22 protein-coding genes and 3 tRNA genes are annotated in these 22,328 nt (G+C 70.6%); 11 read left to right on the forward strand and 14 right to left on the reverse strand.

The window, feature by feature from the left end; genetic code table 11:
- The first annotated feature begins 401 nt into the window (after positions 1-401).
- The 3 genes from ABUW04_RS25425 (at position 402) to ABUW04_RS25435 (ending at position 2,771) form a co-directional block, all read left to right on the forward strand.
- Positions 402-971, forward strand: coding sequence for a nucleoside 2-deoxyribosyltransferase (locus tag ABUW04_RS25425; RefSeq protein WP_380566734.1), 570 nt, complete (start codon positions 402-404; stop codon positions 969-971).
- Between the two features lie 23 nt (positions 972-994).
- A complete protein-coding gene (locus tag ABUW04_RS25430) occupies positions 995-1,987 on the forward strand; it encodes a LuxR C-terminal-related transcriptional regulator (protein WP_380566735.1) in 993 nt (330 codons plus the stop codon).
- Between the two features lie 532 nt (positions 1,988-2,519).
- The gene (locus ABUW04_RS25435) at positions 2,520-2,771 is read left to right on the forward strand and encodes a hypothetical protein (protein WP_380566736.1); all 252 of its coding nucleotides are present in this window, start codon (positions 2,520-2,522) and stop codon (positions 2,769-2,771) included.
- A gap of 48 nt (positions 2,772-2,819) precedes the next feature.
- Here ABUW04_RS25435 and ABUW04_RS25440 read toward each other — a convergent pair.
- A tRNA-Ala gene (locus ABUW04_RS25440) sits at positions 2,820-2,892 on the reverse strand.
- Between the two features lie 80 nt (positions 2,893-2,972).
- Positions 2,973-4,355: an MFS transporter gene (locus ABUW04_RS25445; protein WP_380566737.1), complete on the reverse strand. Its 1,383-nt coding sequence runs from the start codon at positions 4,353-4,355 to the stop codon at positions 2,973-2,975.
- Positions 4,356-4,597: 242 nt separating this feature from the next.
- Between ABUW04_RS25445 and ABUW04_RS25450 the strand changes: the two genes are divergently transcribed.
- The 7 genes from ABUW04_RS25450 (at position 4,598) to ABUW04_RS25480 (ending at position 12,556) form a co-directional block, all read left to right on the forward strand.
- A complete protein-coding gene (locus ABUW04_RS25450; protein ID WP_030250720.1) occupies positions 4,598-5,485 on the forward strand; it encodes a helix-turn-helix transcriptional regulator in 888 nt (295 codons plus the stop codon).
- 554 nt (positions 5,486-6,039) lie between these two features.
- The gene (locus ABUW04_RS25455) at positions 6,040-7,140 is read left to right on the forward strand and encodes a phytanoyl-CoA dioxygenase family protein (protein WP_380566738.1); all 1,101 of its coding nucleotides are present in this window, start codon (positions 6,040-6,042) and stop codon (positions 7,138-7,140) included.
- A complete protein-coding gene (locus ABUW04_RS25460) occupies positions 7,122-8,453 on the forward strand; it encodes a DUF6271 family protein (RefSeq protein ID WP_380566739.1) in 1,332 nt (443 codons plus the stop codon). Before ABUW04_RS25455 ends, ABUW04_RS25460 begins: the two co-directional genes overlap by 19 nt.
- Entirely contained in the window at positions 8,450-9,682 is a 1,233-nt protein-coding gene (locus tag ABUW04_RS25465; protein ID WP_380566740.1) for a type III PLP-dependent enzyme, read from the forward strand. The genes ABUW04_RS25460 and ABUW04_RS25465 overlap by 4 nt, the downstream gene beginning before the upstream one ends.
- Positions 9,672-10,220, forward strand: a complete 549-nt coding sequence (locus ABUW04_RS25470) for a GNAT family N-acetyltransferase (RefSeq protein ID WP_380566741.1) — start codon at positions 9,672-9,674, stop codon at positions 10,218-10,220. The genes ABUW04_RS25465 and ABUW04_RS25470 overlap by 11 nt, the downstream gene beginning before the upstream one ends.
- A 5-nt stretch (positions 10,221-10,225) precedes the next feature.
- On the forward strand, positions 10,226-11,479 hold the full coding sequence (locus ABUW04_RS25475) for an MFS transporter (protein ID WP_380566742.1): 1,254 nt from the start codon (positions 10,226-10,228) through the stop codon (positions 11,477-11,479).
- A 339-nt stretch (positions 11,480-11,818) separates the two neighbouring features.
- Positions 11,819-12,556, forward strand: coding sequence for an NPP1 family protein (locus tag ABUW04_RS25480; protein ID WP_380566763.1), 738 nt, complete (start codon positions 11,819-11,821; stop codon positions 12,554-12,556).
- A 91-nt stretch (positions 12,557-12,647) separates the two neighbouring features.
- On the opposite strand, the gene ABUW04_RS25485 is transcribed toward ABUW04_RS25480, so the two are convergent.
- The 8 genes from ABUW04_RS25485 to ABUW04_RS25520 form a co-directional block, all read right to left on the reverse strand.
- Positions 12,648-12,720, reverse strand: a tRNA-Ala gene (locus ABUW04_RS25485).
- 27 nt (positions 12,721-12,747) lie between these two features.
- Positions 12,748-12,820, reverse strand: a tRNA-Ala gene (locus tag ABUW04_RS25490).
- Positions 12,821-12,911: 91 nt separating this feature from the next.
- On the reverse strand, positions 12,912-13,565 hold the full coding sequence (locus tag ABUW04_RS25495; RefSeq protein ID WP_030250699.1) for a histidine phosphatase family protein: 654 nt from the start codon (positions 13,563-13,565) through the stop codon (positions 12,912-12,914).
- Positions 13,562-14,032, reverse strand: a complete 471-nt coding sequence (rsfS, locus tag ABUW04_RS25500) for a ribosome silencing factor (protein ID WP_051724948.1) — start codon at positions 14,030-14,032, stop codon at positions 13,562-13,564. Before rsfS ends, ABUW04_RS25495 begins: the two co-directional genes overlap by 4 nt.
- An 82-nt stretch (positions 14,033-14,114) precedes the next feature.
- A complete protein-coding gene (locus tag ABUW04_RS25505) occupies positions 14,115-15,803 on the reverse strand; it encodes an LCP family protein (protein WP_380566743.1) in 1,689 nt (562 codons plus the stop codon).
- Between the two features lie 16 nt (positions 15,804-15,819).
- Positions 15,820-16,452 (reverse strand): nicotinate-nucleotide adenylyltransferase, encoded by a 633-nt coding sequence (gene nadD / locus ABUW04_RS25510; RefSeq protein WP_030250691.1) that lies wholly within the window; start codon positions 16,450-16,452, stop codon positions 15,820-15,822.
- A gap of 109 nt (positions 16,453-16,561) precedes the next feature.
- Positions 16,562-16,717, reverse strand: coding sequence for a hypothetical protein (locus ABUW04_RS25515; protein ID WP_198037314.1), 156 nt, complete (start codon positions 16,715-16,717; stop codon positions 16,562-16,564).
- A gap of 115 nt (positions 16,718-16,832) precedes the next feature.
- Positions 16,833-16,976, reverse strand: a complete 144-nt coding sequence (locus ABUW04_RS25520) for a hypothetical protein (protein WP_166682523.1) — start codon at positions 16,974-16,976, stop codon at positions 16,833-16,835.
- A 233-nt stretch (positions 16,977-17,209) separates the two neighbouring features.
- On the opposite strand from ABUW04_RS25520, the gene ABUW04_RS25525 reads away from it, so the two are divergent.
- On the forward strand, positions 17,210-18,304 hold the full coding sequence (locus ABUW04_RS25525; protein ID WP_030250688.1) for a M48 family metallopeptidase: 1,095 nt from the start codon (positions 17,210-17,212) through the stop codon (positions 18,302-18,304).
- A 54-nt stretch (positions 18,305-18,358) separates the two neighbouring features.
- On the opposite strand, the gene ABUW04_RS25530 is transcribed toward ABUW04_RS25525, so the two are convergent.
- The 4 genes from ABUW04_RS25530 to ABUW04_RS25545 all read right to left on the reverse strand — a co-directional run bounded on the left by ABUW04_RS25530 (position 18,359) and on the right by ABUW04_RS25545 (position 22,231).
- Complete coding sequence (locus ABUW04_RS25530) at positions 18,359-19,591, reverse strand: SCO2583 family membrane protein (protein ID WP_380566744.1); 1,233 nt, start codon at positions 19,589-19,591, stop codon at positions 18,359-18,361.
- 109 nt (positions 19,592-19,700) lie between these two features.
- On the reverse strand, positions 19,701-20,180 hold the full coding sequence (locus tag ABUW04_RS25535) for an SCO2583/SCO2584 N-terminal domain-containing protein (RefSeq protein WP_030250685.1): 480 nt from the start codon (positions 20,178-20,180) through the stop codon (positions 19,701-19,703).
- A 103-nt stretch (positions 20,181-20,283) separates the two neighbouring features.
- Positions 20,284-21,630 carry a glutamate-5-semialdehyde dehydrogenase gene (locus tag ABUW04_RS25540; protein ID WP_084713634.1) on the reverse strand — a complete coding sequence of 449 codons (1,347 nt, stop codon included), beginning with the start codon at positions 21,628-21,630 and terminating at the stop codon, positions 20,284-20,286.
- Between the two features lie 109 nt (positions 21,631-21,739).
- Complete coding sequence (locus ABUW04_RS25545) at positions 21,740-22,231, reverse strand: hypothetical protein (RefSeq protein ID WP_380566745.1); 492 nt, start codon at positions 22,229-22,231, stop codon at positions 21,740-21,742.
- Between the last annotated feature and the right edge of the window lie 97 nt (positions 22,232-22,328).

Below are 22,328 nucleotides of genomic sequence, written 5' to 3' on the forward strand. Positions count from 1 at the left end.
GCGCCGCGACCGGGGGTGACGCGGCGCCTCGTACCTGGACCGCCGAGGAGGGTCGGCCCGGGGTGTGCCCCGATCATTGCGCGTTCCGAGTTGGCGCGTCCATGCCCTACATGCGGCTACTATGTGCCATGCCAGCGTTTGCCAGCCGCCTCGGCGGCCGCCGGCGGCGAATGGATCAGACGCACGGCCGAAGAGCACTGACGAGGCACCTGTGGCCAGTGCTTGCCATGCCATCGGTGGCCGACGGGAAGACCTGGACACACGTACGAGATCCGGGCGAGGATTCTGGACATCCCCCCGAAGGGCCGCCGGCGCCGGCCGCTCGATCCCAGTCCCACCGACACTCCGACCTGGTTCTTTGCAACTGGTCGGGGCTGTCGGCTGTCTCGACGGAGCTGAGCATGAGTGAGTACCTGGTCGAGGACGGCACAGCCGACAGGACCGCAGCTGTGGAAGCGCAGCTCCTGCGGGTATTTCTGGCCACTCCCTCGCTGCGCCTGACCGGTCCTGCCGACGGCGTCTTCCCCCTGGCCCTGCGGGCCCGAGTGACCGCCCTCCGTGAGGCGCTGCTGAACAGCGGCGTGCGGGTCTTCTCCTCGCATCACGACCAGTCCTGGGTCGCTCGCGGTGCGGCCGAGAGCCCCCGTGTCCCCTCCACCCACCGTGCGGTGATGGCCGCCGACGTGGTGGTCGCCTGCATCGGCTCGCCACTGTCCTCGGGCGTCGCCCTGGAACTCGGCTGGGCCTCGGCGATGCGCAAGCCGATCATCCTTCTGGTCGACCGTGCGGTCGAGCACAACCCCCTTGTGGAATCGCTCGAAGAGGTCTGCCCGGTCTTCCCGCTCGCCTACGACACCTCCTGGTCGGCCACAGCACTCCAGCAAATCCTGGTCACCGCGCTGGACTGGGCGGACCACACCATCTGGCCCAGCGCCGACGAGATGGGTGCGACTTCCACCATCACCAGTTAAGGTCAGCCTGACGCGGCCTGACATTGGCCGACAGTGAAGGTTGGGGAGAGCTGGCGGTGGAGCGGCGTGATCTGACGCCCCAGGAAGAGGCGGTATATCGCCTGGTGCTCGAGCAGGGCCAAATTCCTGTGGTCGAAGTGAAGCAGCAGCCAGGTGGCGAGGATGCCCTGGCGTACCTGATGGAATTCGGCCTGCTCGCCATCGATCCGGTCACCCCAGACGTTGTCGCCGCTGTCGATCCGGCTGTCGCAGCGGCGCGCCAGTCCTCGCGCGTTCTCGAGGAAGTCGTACGCGACCTCGGTTGGGTTTCACGGCTGCCACAGTCCACCGCGGCAATTGCGCAGCAGTACTGGACCGCGCAGCGCTCCCAGAGCGGCGTCATCGAGGTCGTAACCGGCGTCCCGGCCATCGGTCAGCGGCTCGATCTGCTTCTGGACACCTGCAAGAAGCGGGTGCTGACCATGCATCCGGAAGCCAGCAGGGCTACAGCTGCGCTCGAGTCCGTACTTGGCCGGGATCTGGATGCCATTCAGCGCGGTGCAGACATGCGCATGCTCTACTTGTCGCCCGTGCGACGCCAGCTCGCAGTGCAGGAGTACGCAAAGGCTGTGACCGCAGCCGGCGCCGGCATCCGGACCCTCCCGCAGTTGCCACTGCGGCAGTTCGTCATCGATGACACCGTGATCATCCCGTTCCAGGGCGACACCGGAACCGCTGTCTTCATCCGAGATCCCTCGACCGTTGCCGCAATGGTGGAAGTGTTCGAACTACTGTGGCGCATGGCAGACGATTTCATGCCGAAGACCGACCACGACGAACAAGTGGATGAGACGCTACTGACCGTGATGCATATGCTGGTTGAAGGTAGGAGCACCCGTCAGATCGCACGGGATCTGAACCTCAGCGAGCGCATGGTCACTCGGCTGCGAGCCGAGATCAACAATGATTTTGGGACAGACTCCGCCGTACGCCTCGGATGGCTCCTGCATGAACGGTTCCCGAAGGGCATCAGATAGGGGGACGTCCTTGACCCCCTATCTGTGCCGCTCACGAACTAGCCCTGGGAAACCCTTTCCCAGGCTGTGTCGTCAGCATGAACAACGGAGTGCGCATGGGCCCCGCCGGCCTCCCACGCCGTGTCATTCGGCTTCAGAGTCCCAACGGCAAGAGCCACAACTCCAGCAGCCAGCAGCGACAGAACGGCTATCCGAATTCGGCTCCGCTTCACCTTGGTCGACTCCTCTCAGGGGGAGCCAGAAGCTCCCGTCATGCCAGCTGGAGCACGGCAATCATATAAGTACGTGTGCAAGGCTAGACCATGGCAGCGCGTCAAGGATAGGGGATGGGCGATTCCGGACAAGGGAGCCCCTTGCACACCTATCGCCTCACGCCTCCCACGATGTGCCGACGAAGGATCAACCGGTCGGCTTGCCTTCACACATGACACATGTGCGGCGCCCGTTCGAAGGACACCCCTCGGCGGGGTTACCGTGATGGGTACACGCAGATTCACTTCCCCCTCGGCCGCAGACCAGAGAAGATGGGGACATGCCAACTGAGACCTCCGAAGCAATCCCGCTGCTGGCGCAGATCCATACCCGCGCCCGCGAGCAAAAGCAGGAACTGTGGGAGCTCGCGCTCCGCGCGTTCCGCGCCGGCGCGGCTCCTGCGAGCATCGCGCGGGTCATGGGGCTGGGACTGAGTGAGGCTGAGATCGGGCAGTTGGAGCAGGCCCTCGTTACTGCGTCCGAGAGCGGATCAACGCAGAGCGACAGCGTTCCGGCCACCTGGGCGTCCTGAGCGCAACGAAAGATCCCGCCCGGTCTCTCGACCGGGCGGGATCTGCTGTGGAGCTACGGGGAATTGAACCCCGGACCTCTTGCATGCCATGCAAGCGCTCTACCAACTGAGCTACAGCCCCGGACCGTCGCCGAGAGGTTCCGTCTCCGGTCCCCCTCGCGACGTGTCTCACTGTACACGGTCGGGAAGGCGCCCCACCAATTACTTGTCACGCCTCCGACCTGCGAGGACCGCTCCGATGAGCATCAGCAGGGCGACCCCTGCCGTGGTGGTGGCGAGGGCGTGGCCGGAGGTCGAGGGCGGGGCCGGGTAGCTCACCTGGTTCAGGAAGAGGGTTCCCAGGGCCGCCACACCGATGACGCTGCCCAGCTGCATCATCGTGACGAGCACCCCGCTGGCGTCCGCGGCGTCGACCGGGGCGACCCGCCCCAGCGCGCGGCCCATCAGCGGGCCGTACGCGCAGCCGCCGATCAGGCCGAGCGGCAGGAACACGGCCTCGACCGCCACCCCCACCCGCTGGCCGTCCCGCAGCAGCAGACCGAGGGCCAGGTAGCCGACCGCGCTCAGGGCCAGGGCGACCACCGGGAGCTGCTGGTGCAGCCGCTTGGGGAGCCGCTGCCAGTACATGCCGGAGATCCCGAACCCCACCGACATCGGCAGGAAGACCAGCCCGGCGTCGAGCGGGCTCAGCCCGAGCCCGGCCTGGACGTGCATCGCCATCGCGAACATGATGCCGCCGACGCAGCACATGACCAGGAAGAGCGCGGAGGCCGCCGGCAGCAGTCCGGGCGAGCGCAGCACCCGGGCCCGGATCAGCGGGCTGCCGCCGCGCGCCGCGACCCGGCTCTCGACCAGCCCGAACAGGGCGAACAGCAGCACGCTCGCGCCGAGCAGCACCCAGCCCCAGACCGGCCAGTGCTCCTCGTGGCCCATGACCAGCGGCACCACCAGCGAGCCGAGCGCCGCCGCGAGGGTGACCAGGCCGAGCAGGTCCAGCTTGCGCTCGCGGTTGCCGGGGATCGCCGGGAGCAGCTTCCGCCCCGCGACCAGCAGCAGCACCCCGATCGGGACGTTCACCAGGAACACCGGCCGCCATCCGGAGCCGAACAGGTCGGCGTTGACCAGCGCCCCGCCGACCACCTGGCCCACGGCCCCCGCTCCGGCGATGACCGCGGTGTAGCCGCCCAGGGCCCGCAGCCGGGCCGGCCCCTGGAAGGTGCGCTGGATCAGGCTCATCACCTGCGGCACCATCAGCGCGGCGCCGACGCCCTGCAGGATCCGGAAGCCGATCAGCGAATCGGCGCCGGGCGCCAGACCGCAGGCCAGCGAGGCGAGCGTGAAGCCGGCGACGCCGAACCGGAAGACCCGGCTGAAGCCGTGCCGCTCACCCAGTCTCGCCCCGGTGATCAGCAGCACCGCGTAGGCGATCGTGTATCCGGCGATGACCAGTTGCAGGGCCGCCCCGGAGGCGTGCAGGTCGGTGCGGATGACCGGGGCGGCGACATTGACGATGAAGACGTCCAGCACGGCCATGAACTGGCCGACCAGGATCAGCGCCAGCAGCAGTCCCGGCCGGGCCACCACCGGTGGCGCTGGTGCCGCTGGTGCCGCCGGTGGCGCTGGTGCCGCTGGTGCCGCCGGTGGCGCAGCACCGGGGATGATTGACCCAACTGGCTTGGTGGAAGTGGAAGTTGTGGTGTCCGGAGTGATTCGCGTATCGGCCATGCGACCATCGTGGTGGCGGCCCGGTACAGGTAGTTAGAGCCTGCCGATGCTGGTACTGGGAGTACCTGTCAGGGATCCCGCCGATCCGGCACCATGAACACATGAGCGTGATGGACGCACCCGTCAGCAACAGGTCCGCCGCCGCCCCCCGACGGACCGAGCTGGCCGCTTTCCTCAAGGCCCGCCGGGCCCGGGTCTCCCCCGAGGACGTCGGCATGGCTCCCGGTCTGCGCCGCCGCACGCCGGGGCTGCGCCGCGAGGAGGTGGCGCAGCTCGCCGGTGTCGGTGTCACCTGGTACACCTGGCTGGAGCAGGGACGTCCGATCAACGCCAGCGAGCAGGTGCTCAGGGCGATCGCACGGACGCTGAAGCTGGACAGTGCCGAGGCCGGCCACCTCTTCACGCTGGCCGGGCTGCAGCCGACGGTCCCTGCCGCCGACTCCTGCATGCTGACCCCGGAGATCCAAGTCATCCTGGACGCGCTGTCCCCACTCCCGGCCGCGATCGCCAACTCCCGCTACGACGTCCTGCGCTGGAACGCCGCCTATGAGGCGCTGTTCCCGGGCGCCACCCTCACCGACCAGGGCCGCCGCAACACCATGTGGTGCACCGCCACGGTCCCGGAGTGCTGCAACGCCTTCGTCAACCGCGCCGAGGAGCTGCCGCGGATGGTCGCGGTGCTGCGCTCCGGCTACGGCCAGCACGTCGGCGAACCGTACTGGGAGGACTTCATCCGCGACCTGATCGGGGCCAGCCCGGAGTTCGCCCGGCTCTGGGCCCAGCAGGACGTGGCCACCCACTCCATCCGGCACAAGGTGTTCCGGCACGCGGCGGTCGGCGAGGTCCGGATGTCGGCGACCAATCTGACCGCGATGGGCATGCCCGAGGGACGGCTGGTGGTCTACACCCCGGAGGACGAGGAGAGCCGGCTGCGGATCGAGTGGCTGATGGCCAACCCTGGTCTGCCGGTGGTCAACCACACGCACTGAACAGGCGCAGCACCTCCTCCGCGGAGTCGTTGGTACGGACCAATGGATGGTGCAGTGGGCTACCCGGACCTGTCAAGGGGATCTTCATCGAGCCACTGACCTGCACTTCTGGCTTGAAATAGCGGGATCGCCGCGGCAGCCGCCCCGACCTGCACCTGCGCCCGCCCTTCACATCTCCATGACTTCTAACCCGCATAATCTCCATAAGTCGGCCATTGACATGACCACTTGGTCTAGTCCAATTTGGTGGGGCGGGAGTTCACCGAGTGAAGGACGCGACGGCGCTCGACCCGAGAGAGACAACCCGACTGCCGCCCCCGCCAAGTAATCCGACTCCTCAAGGTTGACCAGCGCGCAGCCGGCCTGCGCGACATCCGAGTCCCTCCGAGCCTCTGTCGGCCCCCCAGCTCATTCCCCTGTGCCATTCCCAAGTGCCCCCCCATGTGCCGCACCCCACGCACCGCCCGCGCATGACCCGCCGCAGCGTCAGCCCGTCCCGGGCTGCCCGGCGCTTCGCACCCATGCCGATTCCCCGTCGAATCCTGGAGCGACCCATGCCGATGTCCGACCCCTACCTGTACCGAGCCGCCTCGGACCTGCCGTACTTCAGCTCGGACGGCGAGAAGTACCTGGCGCTCACCCCGCTGCGGGACCTGGAGCGGCCCCGCCCGCTGCGGGTCCTCTCCCCCGAGGACTTCGCCTTCTGGCAGGACTACGGCTACGTCGTGGTCAGGCAGGCGATCCCCGCCGCCGCTGCCGCCCGCCTGCTGGACTTCGCCTGGGACTTCCAGGGCCTGGACCCCGACCGGCCGGACTCCTGGTACCAGGACCGCCCGTACCGCACCGACCTGGACCGCGAGCTGCACATCTACGGCTTCGTCGAGGCCTACCAGCACCAGCTCATCTGGGACAGCCGGCAGAACCGCCGCGTCTACGAGGCGTTCGCGGACGTGTGGGGCTGCGAGGAGCTCTGGGTCTCGCTGGACCGGCTCAACCTGAACCCGCCCAACGTCCGGAACCGCGACCGGGCGCTGATCGCGCCCACCGAGCGCGGCTTCGACATCGAACTGCACTGGGACGTCGACACCACGCTGGGCGTGCTGCCGCAGCGGGTGCAGGGGATCATCGCGCTGAACGACACCACCCCGGAGACCGGCGGTTTCCAGTGCAACCCCGAACTGTTCCGCCAGTTCGACCGCTGGAGGACGGCGCAGCCCGCCGACCGCGACCCGATCCGGCCGCGGGTGGACCGCGAGCTGATGCCAGTGGTGCGCCCGGAGCTGCACGCCGGGGACCTGCTGATCTGGAACGGCCTGCTGGCCCACGGGGTGGCCCGGAACACCTCGGCGAGCGGGGTGCGGGCGGTGCAGTACCTGTCGATGATGCCCGCCCTGGAGTCGCACCAGCAGCTGCGCCGCTCCCGGATCGACTCCTGGCGCAACCTCACCACACCGGACTGGAACGGGACCCTGGTCGGCGACGCGGTCAGGCACGAGTCGCTGCGCTACGGGCCGGCCGAGCTGGACGAGTTGGGCCGCAAGCTGCTGGGCCTCGACTCCTGGGGCGGTTCCGCCTCCGACGGGGAGTCCGACCGGGAGTCCGACCGCGAGTCCGACCTGACGAACGGAGCGCAAGCATGCGCCGTGTCTGTCTGACCCTCCCCACCGACCGGGCCTGCGCCGGCACCATCGCCGCCGTGCACCAGGAGGCGGCCTACGCGACCGGGCGCTTCGACGTCGAGGTGCACCTGCTGGTCCTGGACTCCTCCGACGACGAGACCGTCGCCGAGCACGCCGCCACCCTCGACGCGCTGCCCCCGGTGCCGAACGTGGTGCTGCACCACCTCGACGAGGCGGCGCAGCGGGTCTTCCTGCGCGAGGTGATCGAGAAGGCCCGGCCGGCCCAGCCGGACCTGGTGCTGTCGCTGATGCTGCCGGACCGTTCGTCCTACGGGGCCTGCACCAACCGGGCCTTCCTGATCGCCCGGGCGCTGGGCTGCGAGTCCGTCCTGCGCCGCGACTCCGACATCCGCTACCAGTCGCTGGACGGCGTCCCGGTCTACCCGGTCCACCACGAGCTGGCCTCGCTGGGGCTGCCGGCGAGCGAGGCCTCGGCCCATGTCACCGGGACCGAACTGGACCCGGGGCGCGCGCACCGGCCGGTGGCGATGGTCGGATCCTCCTTCATCGGCGAGCTCTCGGTGGACATCGGCGAGATCGAGCGGCTGGACCCGGAGGTCTACCACGACATGGTCAGCCTGTGGGCGCCGACGGACTGGTCGGCCGAGCAGAAGCGGGAGCTGGTCGCCGAGTCGTTCCGCGGCGCGGGTACCGAGGCGTTCAGCGGCGACCGGGCCACGCTGACCGTGGTGGACCCGATGCGGGTGGACATGTCCAACATCGGCTTCCACCAGGTGCAGGAGCTGGTGCCGCTGCCGCCGGGGACCGAGACCATCGGCAGCGACTACTTCCTGATCCACCTGGTGCACGACGCCGCGCTGCCCGGGGTGCTGCACAACCGACACATCGTCAACTACTACACCCCCGAGCGCCGTACCGACGCGGGCTTCGCCGCCTACCACGTGCGGCTGGTGAAGTTCTTCCTGTCGATGCTCTACTTCAACGCCGTCTACGACCGGATGGCGGCGGCCGGCGAGTCGATGCTCGACGAGCGGGACCGGGTGCGGCCCGCGGTGATCGCCGGCTTCCTGCGGGACAGCGCCGAACTGGACCGCACCGAGAACGTCCGGCGGCTCCAGGTCCTGGACCGCTGCTACCGCAGCCTGGGCGGCCGGTACGCGGCCTTCGCCGACCTGCTGGCGGCGCGCGGTCCGCGGCTGCTGGACGAGGCCCGGCGCGACATCGAGGACTTCGCCCTGCTGACCGAGGTCTGGGGTCCGCTGATGCTGGCCGCCAACGCCGTCACCCCCCTGGAACCGCGACGACAGCTGGAGCGAAGCGGCACATGACGCACCAGAACGAACTGCCGGGCGCCACCCCGTTCGACACCCCGTCCGCCATCCCGTCCGACACCCTGTCCGCTGCCCTCGCCGCCACCGACCGGGACCGGATCCTCTTCGACCTGGACGGGATCGAGGACCGCTACGCCGACCTGCGGCGCGAACTGCCGCAGGTGGCCGTCCGCTTCGCGGTCAAGGCCTGCCCGGTGGACGAGGTGCTGGCCGCGCTGGCGGGACGGGGCGCCGGCTTCGACGCGGCCTCCCCCCAGGAGATCGCCCAGGCACTGCGGACCGGGGTGCCGGTCGGTTCGGTCCACTACGGCAACACCGTCAAGTCCGACCGGAACATCGCCGAGGCCCACCGGCTGGGGGTGCGCGACTTCGCCACCGACAGCGTCGCGGACGTCGCCGCGATAGCGAGGCACGCCCCCGGCGCCCGGGTCTTCTGCCGGCTGGCCACCAGCGGTGCGGGCGCGCTGTGGGGGCTGAGCAGGAAGTACGGCTGCTCGGTCCGGGACGCGCCGGTGGTGCTGGCGGCGGCCCGGGCGGCGGGCCTGACCCCGGCCGGACTGTCGGTGCACGTCGGCTCCCAGCAGATGACCGCCGGGGCCTGGCGGGAGGCGTTCGACTCGCTGGCCGGTGTGCTCACCGCGCTGGACCTGCGCGGCATCCACCCGGACCACGTCAACCTCGGCGGCGGCCTGCCCGCGCTCGGCTACCTGGACCGGCACGGGCAGCCGCTGGACCCGCCGCTGGACAAGATCCTGGCCGTGATCCGCGAGGGCACGGCCCGGCTGCAGGAGGCGGCGGCCCGGCCGCTGGACTTCGTCATGGAGCCGGGCCGGCACCTGGTGGCCGACCACGGTGCGGTCCGGGCCCATGTGGCCCGGCTGACCACCCGTCAGCAGCCGGGCGGGGAACGGGAGAACTGGCTCTACCTCAGCTGCGGCAAGTTCAACGGCCTCTACGAGATGGACGCGCTGCAGTACCGGCTGGTGTTCCCCACCCACCGCCCGGACGCACCGCGGGTCCCCGCCGTGATCGCCGGGCCCACCTGCGACGGCGACGACGCCTACGGCCGCGGACACGGCCTGGTCCAGGTGCCGGAGGCGCTGGCCTCGGGCGACCCGGTCTGGGCGCTCTCCGCCGGCGCCTACGCCACCAGCTACCTCACCCTGGGCTTCAACGGCTTCCCGCCGCTCGGGTACGACTGCGTCCGGAGGTCCGGTGAGCGCTGACCCGACCATCCGCGGGATCCGCCCGGACGACTGGGAAGCCATCGTCGAACTTGAAGCCAACGCCTACACCGCGCTCGGCCTGTCGGAGGGGCGGACCGCGCTGCAGTCCCGGGTGCGCGCCTCACCGGCCACCTGCTTCGTCCTGGAGCACGGGGCGCACCAGCGGCGGCCCGTCGCCGGCTACCTGCTGGCGCTGCCCTACCCCAGGTTCCGCTACCCGGGGCTGGACCAGCCGGAGCGGACCGCCTTCCGCTCCCCCAACCTGCACCTGCACGACCTGGTGGTCGCCGAGGAACTGCGCCGGTGCGGGCTGGCCGGCCGGCTGCTGCGCCGCCTGGAGACGGTGGCGCGGGCCCGGGAGCACCGGCACGTCTCGCTGGTGGCGGTCGCCGGCACCGACGCCTTCTGGTCGCGGCACGGGTTCGCGCCGCACCGCGAGGTCGCGGCACCGGAGCACTACGGCGCCCGGGCCGTCTACATGTCCAAACCGCTCGGCGTCCCGCCGCACGGATCACCCTCGCAGCACGAAGGAGACTGACGCCCATGTTCCCTGTTCAGGACGGGTTCCACCGGAGCCGGCTGGCGGTGGTGGCGCTGTTCTTCTCGCTGGGGTTCCAGTACGCCACCTGGGCCTCGCGGATACCGGCGATCAAGGCGCAGCTCGGCCTGAGCACCGCGGAGGTGGGCCTGCTGCTGATGGCCACCGGCGTGGGGGCGGTCGCGTCGTTCCCGCTGGTGGCCCTGCTGATGAAGCGGCTGGGCTCGCGCCGGCTGTCGCTGCTGTCGGCGCTCGGACTGGCACTGCTGCTGGCGGCGATGGCGGAGCTGCCCAACTATCCGACCGCGCTGGTGGTGATGTGCGCCGACGGCGTGCTGGTGGGCGCGCTGAACGTGGCGATGAACGCGCAGGGAGCCGCCTTGGAGGTGCGGTTCGAGCGCAACACCATGGCCACGCTGCACGCCACCTTCAGCGGCGGATCGCTGGTGGCCGCGCTGCTGGCCTCCGGCATGAACCTGCTGACCGCGTCGTTGCCGGTGCACTTCGCCGTCGCCATGGGCGTGCTGCTGGTCGCGGTCGGCTACGCCCGCCCGGGCCTGCTGACCCAGGACAAGCCCGCCGAGCCGGTCGAGGCCGCCGCCTCCTCCGCCGAACAGGCCGACGCCGAGCCGCAGGCCGGGAGGAAGCGCCGCAGGCTCGCCCTGCCCGCCCGGGTCACCCTGTGGTGCGGCCTGGCCATGGCCTTCGGCACCGTCACCGAAGGAGCCATGAACGACTGGTCCTCGCTCTACCTGAAGGACGTCGCCAAGGCGTCGGCGGAGCTGGCCCCGATGGGCATCGCGGTGGTCTCGGTGACCATGGTGCTGGCCCGGCTGCTGACCGACGGCCGGCGCAGCGCCTGGGGCGACGGACCGATCGTGCGGATCGGCAGCGCCCTGGCGGCGCTGGGGCTGGCGCTGGCGCTGCTGGCCGGCGGCGTGCTGCCGGCGCTGATCGGCTTCGCCTGCGTGGGGCTGGGCGTGGCCGCAGTCACCCCCTGCGTCTACGTCGCGGCGGCGGCCCAGGGCTCGGACGCGCTGACCCTGGTCGCCACCATGGGGACGGTCGGCCTGCTGGCCGGGCCGCCGGTGATCGGCTTCATCGCCAACGCGAGCGGACTCAGCTGGGGCATGGGCGCGGTCGCCGGCTGCGCCCTGATCGTGTCCCTGTGCGCGACCCGGATCCGGTGGGCGCCCGCCGCCAGGACCACGCACGACTCCGCTCCACTGACCGCACAGATCGAGGCCGAGGCCCTGTAGCGACAACAGACCCACGGGACCGAATGCCCCGCACTCGAACTCCTGCGTCCAGACGGTCCTGACTGGCGATCAGTTCCCTGGTCAACGCACCGCACCGGTATCTCGGCACCGGAAGTTTGCTTGCCGCCCGTGCCCCCCTGGGCTAATTTGATTTCGCCTCACGCGAATGACATGCCCACGTCCAAGAGAATTCCCGGGCGAGGGCCCCTGCCCCTTCCATCGAATGTTGAGGAGTTTGGTGTGCGCAGCACTCAGTCATCGACGGTGAGCCCCGAGCAGAGCCCGGAGGACGCCGGGCCCCGGGCCGGGCGTCGGGGATGGTCGCTCCGCCGGTCCGCGATCACGACCGCCATCGGCGCCGCGGCTCTGGTCCTGGTCGTCCCGACCACTGCGAGGGCCGACGTCCTCACGCTTCTGCCCCAGAACGCCGACGGTCTGGAGCAGACCTTCTCCCCGGCCTACGACTTCGACACGGACGGCTGCTACTCCACCGCCGCGATCGGCGCCGACGGCACGATCAACCCCGGCCTGGCGCTCGGCGGCGACGTGAACGGCCACTGCCACGACATGGCCCAGCTCACGAACGACAACACGTACTCCCGCGAGAAGTGCAACAACGGCTGGTGCGCGGTCATGTACGCCAGCTACTTCGAGAAGGACCAGGCCACCCTGGGGCCCTTGGCGATCGGGCACCGCCACGACTGGGAACACGTCATCGTGTGGATCTACAACAACGCAGTCCAGTACGTCGACGTGTCGCAGCACAGCGGCTATGCGATCTCCGCCGCTTCGGGCGTGCGCTTCGACGGGACGCACCCGAAGGTCGTGTACAACAAGGACGGCGCCTCGACCCACGACTTCCGCTTCGCGAACAGCAACGACGAGCCGCCGGAGAACGCCACGGGCGGCTGGTTCTACCCGCGCCTGGTCGGCTGGAACGGCTACCCGGCCGGCTACCGCGACAAGCTCCTGAGCGCCGACTTCGGCGAGGCCACGATCAAGATCGGCGACGGTGACTTCCAGTACGCCCTCACCGTGACCAAGCCCGCCGGAATCCCGTTCGACCCCAACGCCTAGCCACCACCGGCAGCGGCAGCGGCACCGCACTGGACCCCGGAACGACGGGATCCCGCCCGATCGCAGTGATCGGACGGGATCCCGTCGACTGTGGAGCTACGGGGAATTGAACCCCGGACCTCTTGCATGCCATGCAAGCGCTCTACCAACTGAGCTACAGCCCCGTATTGCGTTGTTCTCCTGGTACTGCGTGGAGCTACGGGGAATTGAACCCCGGACCTCTTGCATGCCATGCAAGCGCTCTACCAACTGAGCTACAGCCCCGCTGTTCCCCCGGCCGTTTCCGGCTGTGCGAACGAAGGAAACTTTAGCGGCAGGAGGGCCGAACTGCGAAATCCGACCCCGTGCCGACGCTTCAGGTGTCGTCCCCGATCACCGGTTCGGGCAGGGTGCCGGCGTTGTGCTCCAGCAGCCGCCAGCCGCGGGCGCCCTCGCCCAGGACCGACCAGCAGCAGTTGCTGAGGCCGCCGAGCGCCTCCCAGTTGGAGGGGTCGAGTCCGAGCAGTCGGCCGATGGCCATCCTGATGGTCCCGCCGTGGCTGACCACGACCACGGTGCCGCGGTCCGGAAGCAGCTTCACCGCGTCCAGGACCACCGGCACGGCGCGGTCGGCGACCTCCGTGCCGAGCTCGCCGCCGCCCCGGCGGACCGGCTCGCCGAGCTTCCAGGCGCGGTACTGCTCGCCGTACTGCTCCTGGATCTCCTCGTTGGTCAGCCCCTGCCAGCTGCCCGCGTAGGTCTCGCGCAGCCCGGAGTCGTGGACGACCTCGAGCCCGGTGACCGCCGACAGCTCGGCGGCGGTGTCCGCCGCGCGCTGGAGGTCGGAGGAGACGATGGCATCCGGACTGAGGGCAGCGAGCAGCCGGGCGGCGCGCTGCGCCTGCGACCGGCCGGCGTCCGTCAGCGGGATGTCGGTACTGCCCTGGAAGCGGCCTTCCAGGTTCCATGAGGTCTGGCCGTGCCGCCAGAAGACGACACGCCTGCCGTGACCGCGGGTGCTCCCGTTCAGCGCATGCTCCGATCGGCCTCGGCCTGCAGCACGGCCTCGACGTGGTCGAACTCGTTGGGCTCGCGGACGAACTCCTCGTCACCGGGACGGTTCCGGCTGGCGACGGCGTCCTCGGGCAGGGGGAGCTCGGGGCAGTCCTTCCACAGCCGCTCCAGGCCGTAGTAGGAGCGCTCCTCGGAGTGCTGGACGTGGACCACGATGTCCAGGAAGTCGAGCAGGATCCAGCGGCCCTCGCGCTCGCCCTCGCGGCGCACCGGCTTGGTCTGGTGCTGCTTGGCGAGCTCCTCCTCGATGGCGTCGGCGATGGCCTTGACCTGGCGGTCGTTGGGCGCGGACGCGATCACGAAGGCGTCGGTGATGGCCAGGACGTCACTGACGTCGAAGGCGATGATGTTCTGGGCCAGCTTGTCGGCTGCCGCCTGGGCGGCGGTGGTGACAAGTGCTACGGCCCGGTCTGTCGCGGTCACAGGATGCTCTCGGTTCGGGGACACAGATGCCTTCCAGGATCTCATGGACGGCAGACGGCCCGCTCCGGCGTTTCGGTCGCGCTCAGCCCTCGTAGTCCTTTCCGAGCACCACCACCAGGTCCGCCGACTGGGAGCTGGTGACCTTGGTCACCACCGTGGTCGGCAGGCCGAGGTCCTGGGCGAGTTGCTTGGCGTCCGCGGCACGGGAGTCGTCACTGTAGGTGATGCTGCTGGTGCTCTGGGTCGACGGGGCCTTGGAGCTGTCGGGGACGAGGGTGTAGCCCCCGTTGACCACGGCCGCCTCGGCCAGGTTGATCTTGTTGCCGGTCCCGGTGGCGTCGGTGATCGCCACCCGCGCCGCGGTGGCCCCGCTGCTGGTGGTGACGGTGCCGCCGAGCAGCTGCTTCACCATGTCGCCCGCGCTGCTCGCCGGCGTCCCGTTGGCGTTGACCGGGAGCGTCACGGTGGAGTACTTGCCGGCCTGGGCGTCCTTGGACAGGGCCGCCATCAGCGCTCCGAGCGTCGCGTCCGGGAGCGAGGGGTCGGCCACGGCGCCCATCTTGGTGATGTCGCTCGCGGCCGAGGTCGCGTCCTGGGGCATCGCCTGGACCAGTGCGGCCAGCACCTGTCCGTAGCGGGACAGCTGCGCCCCGGCGCTCTCCCCCTTGGCCTGGTAGTCCGCGTAGGCGATGGCCGCGGCCCCGTTGACGATAGCCTTGCCGGGCTTCACCAGGGTCTTGCCGTTCTGGGTGATCGTCGTGTTGGAGTCGATGCTGACCCCGCCGAGCAGGTCGACCAGGTTCTGCAGGAACGGGGTGTAGAGGGACCAGGTGGCGGAGACGTCCGCGCCGAGCAGCGCGTGCAGCCCGTCCCTGGTGGCCGCGTTGCCCTGGGCGTTGACCGAGGAGGCCAGTGTCACCGAGGCGCCGCCGCTGTCGGTGGGAACCGCCAGGGTGCCCGGGAGCAGCAGCGTGCTGCCCTGCCCCGAGGCCGGGTTCGAGACCAGCAGCGCGGTGTAGATGTTCTTGTTGAGGTCGTGCAGGTGGACGGCGATCACGGTGCGCTTGGTCGAGGCGGCGACGCTGCCCGCCGAGGAGCCGCCGCGCAGCCAGAGGTAGCCGGCCCCGCCGACCGCGATCAGGATCAGCGCCACGCCGAGGGCGATCAGCCGGGTGCGCAGCTGCTTGCGGCGCTCGTCCCGGCGCTCGCCGCGGGTCTCGCTGAACTTCATCCAGTCGATGACGTCGTCGGACTCCTCCGCGTCGTCGACGAAGGCGAACTCCTCCGAGGTCGGCACGGTGGGCCCGGCGGGCGCGGCCGGCCGGGACGACGGGCGCACGGACTCCACCGGAGGCGCGGGCTGCTGCTGCGGGATCGTGTACTGGCCGGTGTCGTAGGCGGTCTGGGCCTGCTGCGGCTGCTGCTGCGCCGACTGCTGCTCGTACTCCGAGGGGTACGACGGGTACCCGGGGTACTGGGGCTGCTGCTGGTAGCCGTAGGCCGGGTCCTGATAGGGGGCGCTCGGGTAGGCCGGGTCCTGGTAGGCGGGATCCTGGTACCCGGCGTCCTGATAGCCGGGGTCCGCGTAGCCCTGCTGCTGCTCGATCAGGCGGCCGTACGCGTCGTAGCCGTAGGCCGGCTGGTAGACCGGCTCCTGGGGCTGTGACGGGTAGTCCGGGTACTGACCGTAGCCGTACGCCTGCTGCTCGTAGCCGTAGGACTGCGGCTGCGGCTCGCCCTCCGGCCCCCGGCGGTCTGCGGTTCCGGTCACGGCGACCCAGCCCCTTTCAGTTCGTGCTGCTCGGGTCGAGATAGAGCCTGCGCTTGTCGATGTAGCGGACCACACCGTCCGGCACCAGGTACCAGACCGGTTCGCCGCTGGCGACCCGGACCCGGCAGTCGGTGGAGGAGATGGCCAGTGCGGGCACCTCGACCAGGGACACCCCGCCCTCGGGCAGACCCGGGTCCGACAAAGTGTGCCCTGGACGGGTCACTCCGATGAAGTGCGCGAGGTCGAAGAGCTCCTCGGCGTTCCGCCAGGAGAAGATCTGGCTCAGCGCGTCGGCGCCGGTGATGAAGAAGAGGTCCGCGTCGGCGTGCTCGGCGCGCAGGTCGCGCAGGGTGTCCGTGGTGTACGTCGGCCCCTTGCGGTCGACGTCGATGCGGCTGACCGAGAACTGGGGGTTGGAAGCGGTGGCGATGACCGTCATCAGATAGCGGTCCTCGGCCGGCGACACCGGCCGGCGGTCCTTCTGCCACGGCTCGCCGGTGGGCACGAAGATGACCTCGTCCAGGTGGAACTGGCTGGCCACCTCGCTGGCGGCGACCAGGTGACCGTGGTGGATCGGGTCGAAGGTGCCGCCCATGACGCCGATGCGCTTCTTCACTGGCCCGTCTCCGAGCTCAGGCTGCTCTCCCATGAGCGCTCACCCTACGTGGTCCGCGCGGCGGACGTGCGCCCCGGCCGCGGGCCGGACGGGGCCCGACGCGGCCGGGGGGCGGCCCCGGCGCTGCTGGCGGCGGTCGCTGCTAGCGGTCCTTGTTGAAGCGGGTGGTGAGGAAGAGCAGGATCAGCAGCAGGAGCAGCGCGCCGCCGCCGGTGATGAACGGGTTGAGGCTGTCGTGGTTGTCGCTGCCGTCCGCGAGAACGGAGAGGGCGGGCGCAGCGGCTGCGTGGAGGCTCATCGGTGGCGGACCTTCTGGCTCGGAGGCGTGCGGGGGGCCTGCTTGATCGTGCTCATGGTACGGGCAGCACACCAGGAACTGCTCGGCGGCTCCACACGTCTGACTCCGTGTGCGCTCATTCCCGGTAGCCGCGCAGCAGGAAGACAGCCAGGAACACGACGCCGACGACGGCGCAGATGACGATGATCCGCAGGAACATCCCCGGGCCACTGCCGTTGGAGATGGCGGCCAGCTGCTGCAGAGCGGTGGTGGTGCGCATGGGGCGGGACTCCTCGGGGGTAAGGCCGGACGACTCAGCCTAGACCCGGCCCCCTGCGGAATTGTCGGCGGGATCGCCGGTCGTCGTCGGTCCCCCGGCGTAGTGTGGCGAACGGAGTTCCGGGGACGAGCGGCAGCAGGGCAGCGAGCAGCTGTGCAGCAGAGGAATTACACAGGACGGCGGGGGCCCGGCGGTGGCGCCGGGGTCCGCTGTCGATCGGGAGGAAGCAGCAGATGACCCAACCCACCGAAGGCAGCGTGCCGAGCCGGAACCGCAAGCGCTTCCCGGGCATCTCCACTCGTGCCTGGGAGCACCCCGCCGACCGCTCCGCGCTGGTCGCCCTGCGCAAGCTCAGCGGCTTCGACGACATCCTCAAGAAGCTCGGCGGCATGGTCTCCGAGCGCGCCGTGCGGCTGATGTTCCTGGCCTCGGCGGTCCGGGCCTCGGAGCGGCAGTTCGCGCACCTGCACGACATGGTGCGGGACGCCGCCTACATCCTGGACCTGGAGAAGGTCCCGCCGCTCTACGTCACCCAGGACCCGGTCCCCAACGCCATGTGCATCGGCATGGACTCCCCGGTGATCGTGGTGACCACCTCGCTGGTCGAGCTGCTCGACGAGGAGGAGATGCGGGCCGTGATCGGCCACGAGGTCGCCCACGCCATGTCCGGGCACGCCGTGTACCGGACCATGCTGATCATCCTCACCAACCTGGCCACCAGGATCGCCTGGATCCCGCTGGGCAACATCGCCATCCTGGCGATCATCACCGCGCTCAAGGAGTGGTTCCGCAAGTCGGAGATCTCCTGCGACCGGGCCGGGCTGCTGGTCGGCCAGGACCTGCAGGCGTCGATGCGCGGCCTGATGAAGCTGGCCGGCGGCCACCACCTGCACGAGATGAACACCGACGCCTTCCTGGAGCAGGCCGAGGAGTACGACCGCGCCGGTGACCTGCGCGACGGCGTCATCAAGCTGCTGCAGCTGCTGCCGCAGACCCACCCGTTCGTGGCGGTGCGGGTGCAGAAGCTGAAGAAGTGGGCCGAGAGCGAGGAGTACAGCTCGATCATGGCCGGCGCCTACCCGCGCCGGGAGCAGGACGGCGACGCCTCGGTCACCGACCAGATGAAGGCGGCGGCGGACTCCTACGCCCAGTCCTTCAAAGAGACCAAGGACCCGCTGATGGGCCTGGTCCGCGATGTCGCCAGCGGCGCCGGGGACATCGGCGGCAAGCTGCGCGACGCCTTCGTGGGAAGTCGCAGTGCGGGGAACCGCGGCACCCGGGACAGCGCGGAGGAGCCGCCGGCCGAGCCGGGGGCGGCCCCGGCCTGACGGCCGCTCAGCAACCGCTCAGCACTAGTTGTACCGAACGGGGCCGGCGCTCGATCAGGGCGTCGGCCCGCCCATGACCCCGCAGACCGCCCAGGCGCTGCGGGTCTTGTCGTAGGGGTCGACGACCGCCCCGGACGGCGAGGCGGCGGCGGAGACAGTGGCCGCCGCGGAGGCCTTGCCGGACGCCGATGCCGACGCCGATGCCGTCCCGGACGCCGTGGCGGGCAGGACCGGGGTGAAGTACCTGGCGGCGCTCGCGGCGTCGCAGGCCATCGGACCGGCCTCGGTCGCCGAGGAGGTCAGCTCGACCCGGTTGGCGGCCAGGTCCGCGGCGGTGAACCGGTAGACGACCTCCCGGCGCACCGTGAAGAGCACGGTCGGCTGCTGGGTGCCGTCGGTGGAGACCGGGGTCAGCGCGTAGACGAAGGTGTGGTCACCGGTCAGCTGGAGCGCGCCGTCCACCTCCACCGGCACCGTGAACGAGCCCTGCACCCGGGTCTCCTGGCCGGCCGTCGGACCCACCTCGGTGGAGTCGAAGCGCACCAGCCAGCCGGTCGCCTCGTGCTTGCCGTCGTCGACCGGACTCTTGATGCTCTGGTCGAACTGGCTGCGCTGCCCGGACGCCAGCAGGTCGCGGACCGGGTCGGTCTTGCCGCCGAACAGCACGCCGGTGTCCAGCGAGGACACCTCCGCGTAGTTCTGAGCCAGGATCAGCGCCTGCGCCACCTGGTTCTTGCTGAAGTGGTCGGTCGCACCGGCGTTGGGCAGGGCCAGCCCGGCCGGTCCCAGCGCGTAGGTCCTGGGGTCGACCTCGGTCGAGGCGCCGGCGCTCGCACTCGCGTCCGTGGACGGGGTGGCGCCGGCGGTCGCGGTGGAGCTCGTGGTGGCGACCGCGCTCGCCGTCGCCGCCGCGCTGCCGCTGGCCACCGGCGCCAGCGTGGGGACGCCGCCGGCGCCCGGCTGCAGCGGGACCACGGACATGCTGAGCTCGGCGGCGGAACCGGCGCCCGCCTGCGGGTAGGGGTGCTTGGTCCCCAGGTAGACGGCGGCCGAGAAGGCGATCGCGATCAGCAGCATCAGCGCCAGGGCCTGCCGCGAGAGCCCCCCGCCGCGAAGGCCGCGTCCGCGGATCGGCCGGCTGCCCGCGGAGAGCCGTTCCTGTGCCGAGAGCTCCTGGATCCGGGCAGCCCTGACGAACGACTCGTCGAAAACGACGGATCGGAACTCGTCATCACCACCGGCACCGCCCTCGGGCGTGCCCTCCGGTGGTTCTGCCCGGCCACCCATGGCACAAGGGTATGTCGGCACGGGGAGAGTGAAGGGTGCTCATGGGCCAACTTCTGCGCCGGTACTGAGAGATTCCTCACCCGGTCGGCGCCGGAACTCCGGACAGGACCTAGCGCGGTGATGCCGCCGCGGTCGCCGACACGGCCGAGGCCGACGCCGAGGCGCTGCCCCCGGTTCCGCTGGTCGGCCGTTGCACCGACTGGCCGTTCTCGCTCCCGGTGCCCCGGTAGACGGCGGCGGCGGCGACCATCACCGCGAGCATGCCGATCACCACCAGCATCATCCGGGCGACGATGCGCTGCCAGCGGCCGGGGTGCGCCTGGTGCCGCCCCCGCACAGGGCCGAACGGGGAGACCGGCCGACCGGCGGTGGCGGTCCGGCCCGCGGCGGAGCCGGCCGCGGCTCTGCCCCGGCGGCGGCCGGGACCGCGCAGTGCCAGGCTGCGCTCGGCGGCCGAGGGCTCATGGATCAGCGCGGCGAGGACGAACGCCTCGTCGAAGACCACGCCGTCGAAGATGTCGGCCGGGTCGCTGTCGGGCTGTCCGGCGTCAGCGTCGCCGGAGCCGGTGTCGAAGCCATCGGGATTCACGGGACCCCCCAGGTACTCGGTCGCACCACTCCCAGCAGAGTAGCGCCGGGCCCCGTTCTTGTCTGTGGCTTACCGTACGGGTCACACTGCTGTCACCGCGCTGTCACCCCCGTACGTGTCCGTCACCGGTGACGATGTACTTGGTTGAGGTCAGCTCCGGCAGGCCCATCGGGCCGCGGGCGTGCAGCTTCTGGGTGGAGATGCCGATCTCCGCGCCGAAGCCGAACTGGCCGCCGTCGGTGAACCGGGTCGAGGCGTTGACGGCGACCGTGGTGGCATCGACCAGCTGGGTGAACCGGCGGGCCGCGGACTGAGAGGTCGTCACGATCGCCTCGGTGTGGCCCGAGGACCACAGCCGGATGTGCGCGACGGCAGCCTCCAGCGAGTCCACGATGCCGGCCGCGATGTCGTAGGAGAGGTACTCGGTCTCCCAGTCCTCGACGGTGGCCGGGACCACCGTCGCCTTGGAGTCCGGCGCGTACGCCAGCACGCGGTCGTCGGCGTGCACGGTCACCCCGGCCTCGGCCAGCGCGTCCAGGGCCAGCGGGACGAAGGCGTCGGCGACGTCCTTGTGCACCAGCAGGGTCTCCGCCGCGTTGCAGACGCTCGGCCGGGAGGCCTTGGAGTTCACCAGGATCTCCACCGCCATGGCCAGGTCGGTCTCCGCGTCGACGTAGACATGGCAGTTCCCGGTACCGGTCTCAATCACCGGAACGGTGGAGTTCTCGACGACGTTGCGGATCAGCGCCGCCCCGCCGCGCGGGATCAGCACGTCCACCATGCCCCGGGCCCGCATCAGCTCGGTCACCGACTCCCGGCTCTCCCCCGGCACCAGCTGGATGCAGTCGGCCGGCAGGCCCGCGCCGCCGACGGCGTCCCGCAGCACCTCCACCAGCTTGCGGTTGGAGGAGTAGGCGGAGGAGGAGCCGCGCAGCAGCACCGCGTTGCCGGACTTCAGGCAGAGCGCCGCGGCGTCCACGGTGACGTTGGGGCGGGCCTCGTAGATGATCCCGACCACGCCCAGCGGCACCCGCACCTGGCGCAGGTCCAGCCCGTTCGGCAGGGTCGAGCCGCGGACCACCTCGCCCACCGGGTCGGGCAGCCCGGCGACGTGCCGCACGTCGGCGGCGATGGCGGCGACCCGCTCCCGGTTCAGCGTCAGCCGGTCGATGATCGACTCGCTGGTGCCGGCCTCCCGAGCCCGCTCCACGTCCTCGGCATTGGCCTCGACAATCTCCCGGGTGCGCACCACCAGCGCGTCGGCGATGGCGAGCAGCGCCTCGTCCTTGGGCGTGCGCGGCAGCGGCGCCAGCTCGTTGGCCGCGGCCTTGGCCCGGTAGGCGGCCCTCAGCACCGGCGACTGCGGCAGCGGGGACGGCAGGTCCGGCGAGGGGAACGCGGTCAGCGGGGTGCCGTCGAGGGGGAGGTCGGATTCGGGGCTGCTGCTCATGGCGGAAAGCGTAGCCGCCCGGGGCGCGCGGGCAGCGGGTCCTCCCGAGGAATGAGAAGGTCCCGGCAGCGACGGGCCCCGAGGACGGCCGCGGGGCTCACTACGGGGCTCAGTACGGGTGCACCCCGCCGAGGAAGGCCCGCGACTCCCCGTACCCCTCCGCTATCCGCTTGTGGTAGGTCGGCCGGTCCACCACCTCCAGGCCGACGATCTCCCAGGGCGGCAGCTGTGCGGTGGCCTTGTGCTCGCCCCACAGCCGCAGCGCCATCGCCGCCGCGTCCTGGAGGTCCTCGGCCTGCTCCCAGTAGCGGATCTCGCCGTGGTCGGCGGCGTAGCGCGCGGTCAGGAAGGGCGTGTGGTCGTGGGCCAGCTGTTCCAGGCCGCGTTTGAGCTCGGTCAGCGGGGTGGCCGGACCGGCCACGCTGAGCACGACGTGCCAGAGCCGGGCCCGGCTGCTGTCCTCCTCCACGGAGGCCGACGGGCCGGGGGCGTCTTGGGTTGCGCCATCGGCGCGCGCGGTCCGCGACGCGCCCCCGTTGATACTGGTGAGCACCGGATCAGCTGTCCCCGCCGATCTCGCACCCTGGCGCCTGCGTCCCACCGGCGGCCTCCTGTCGACGATCTCGGGCGGTGCAGTTCGGGCGGTGCTGCTCGCAACGGTGCAGTTGGCAACGGTGCGGTTCGGACAACGCTGTCAG

This window comes from Streptacidiphilus jeojiensis, assembly GCF_042510965.1.
Taxonomy (GTDB): domain Bacteria; phylum Actinomycetota; class Actinomycetes; order Streptomycetales; family Streptomycetaceae; genus Streptacidiphilus; species Streptacidiphilus jeojiensis.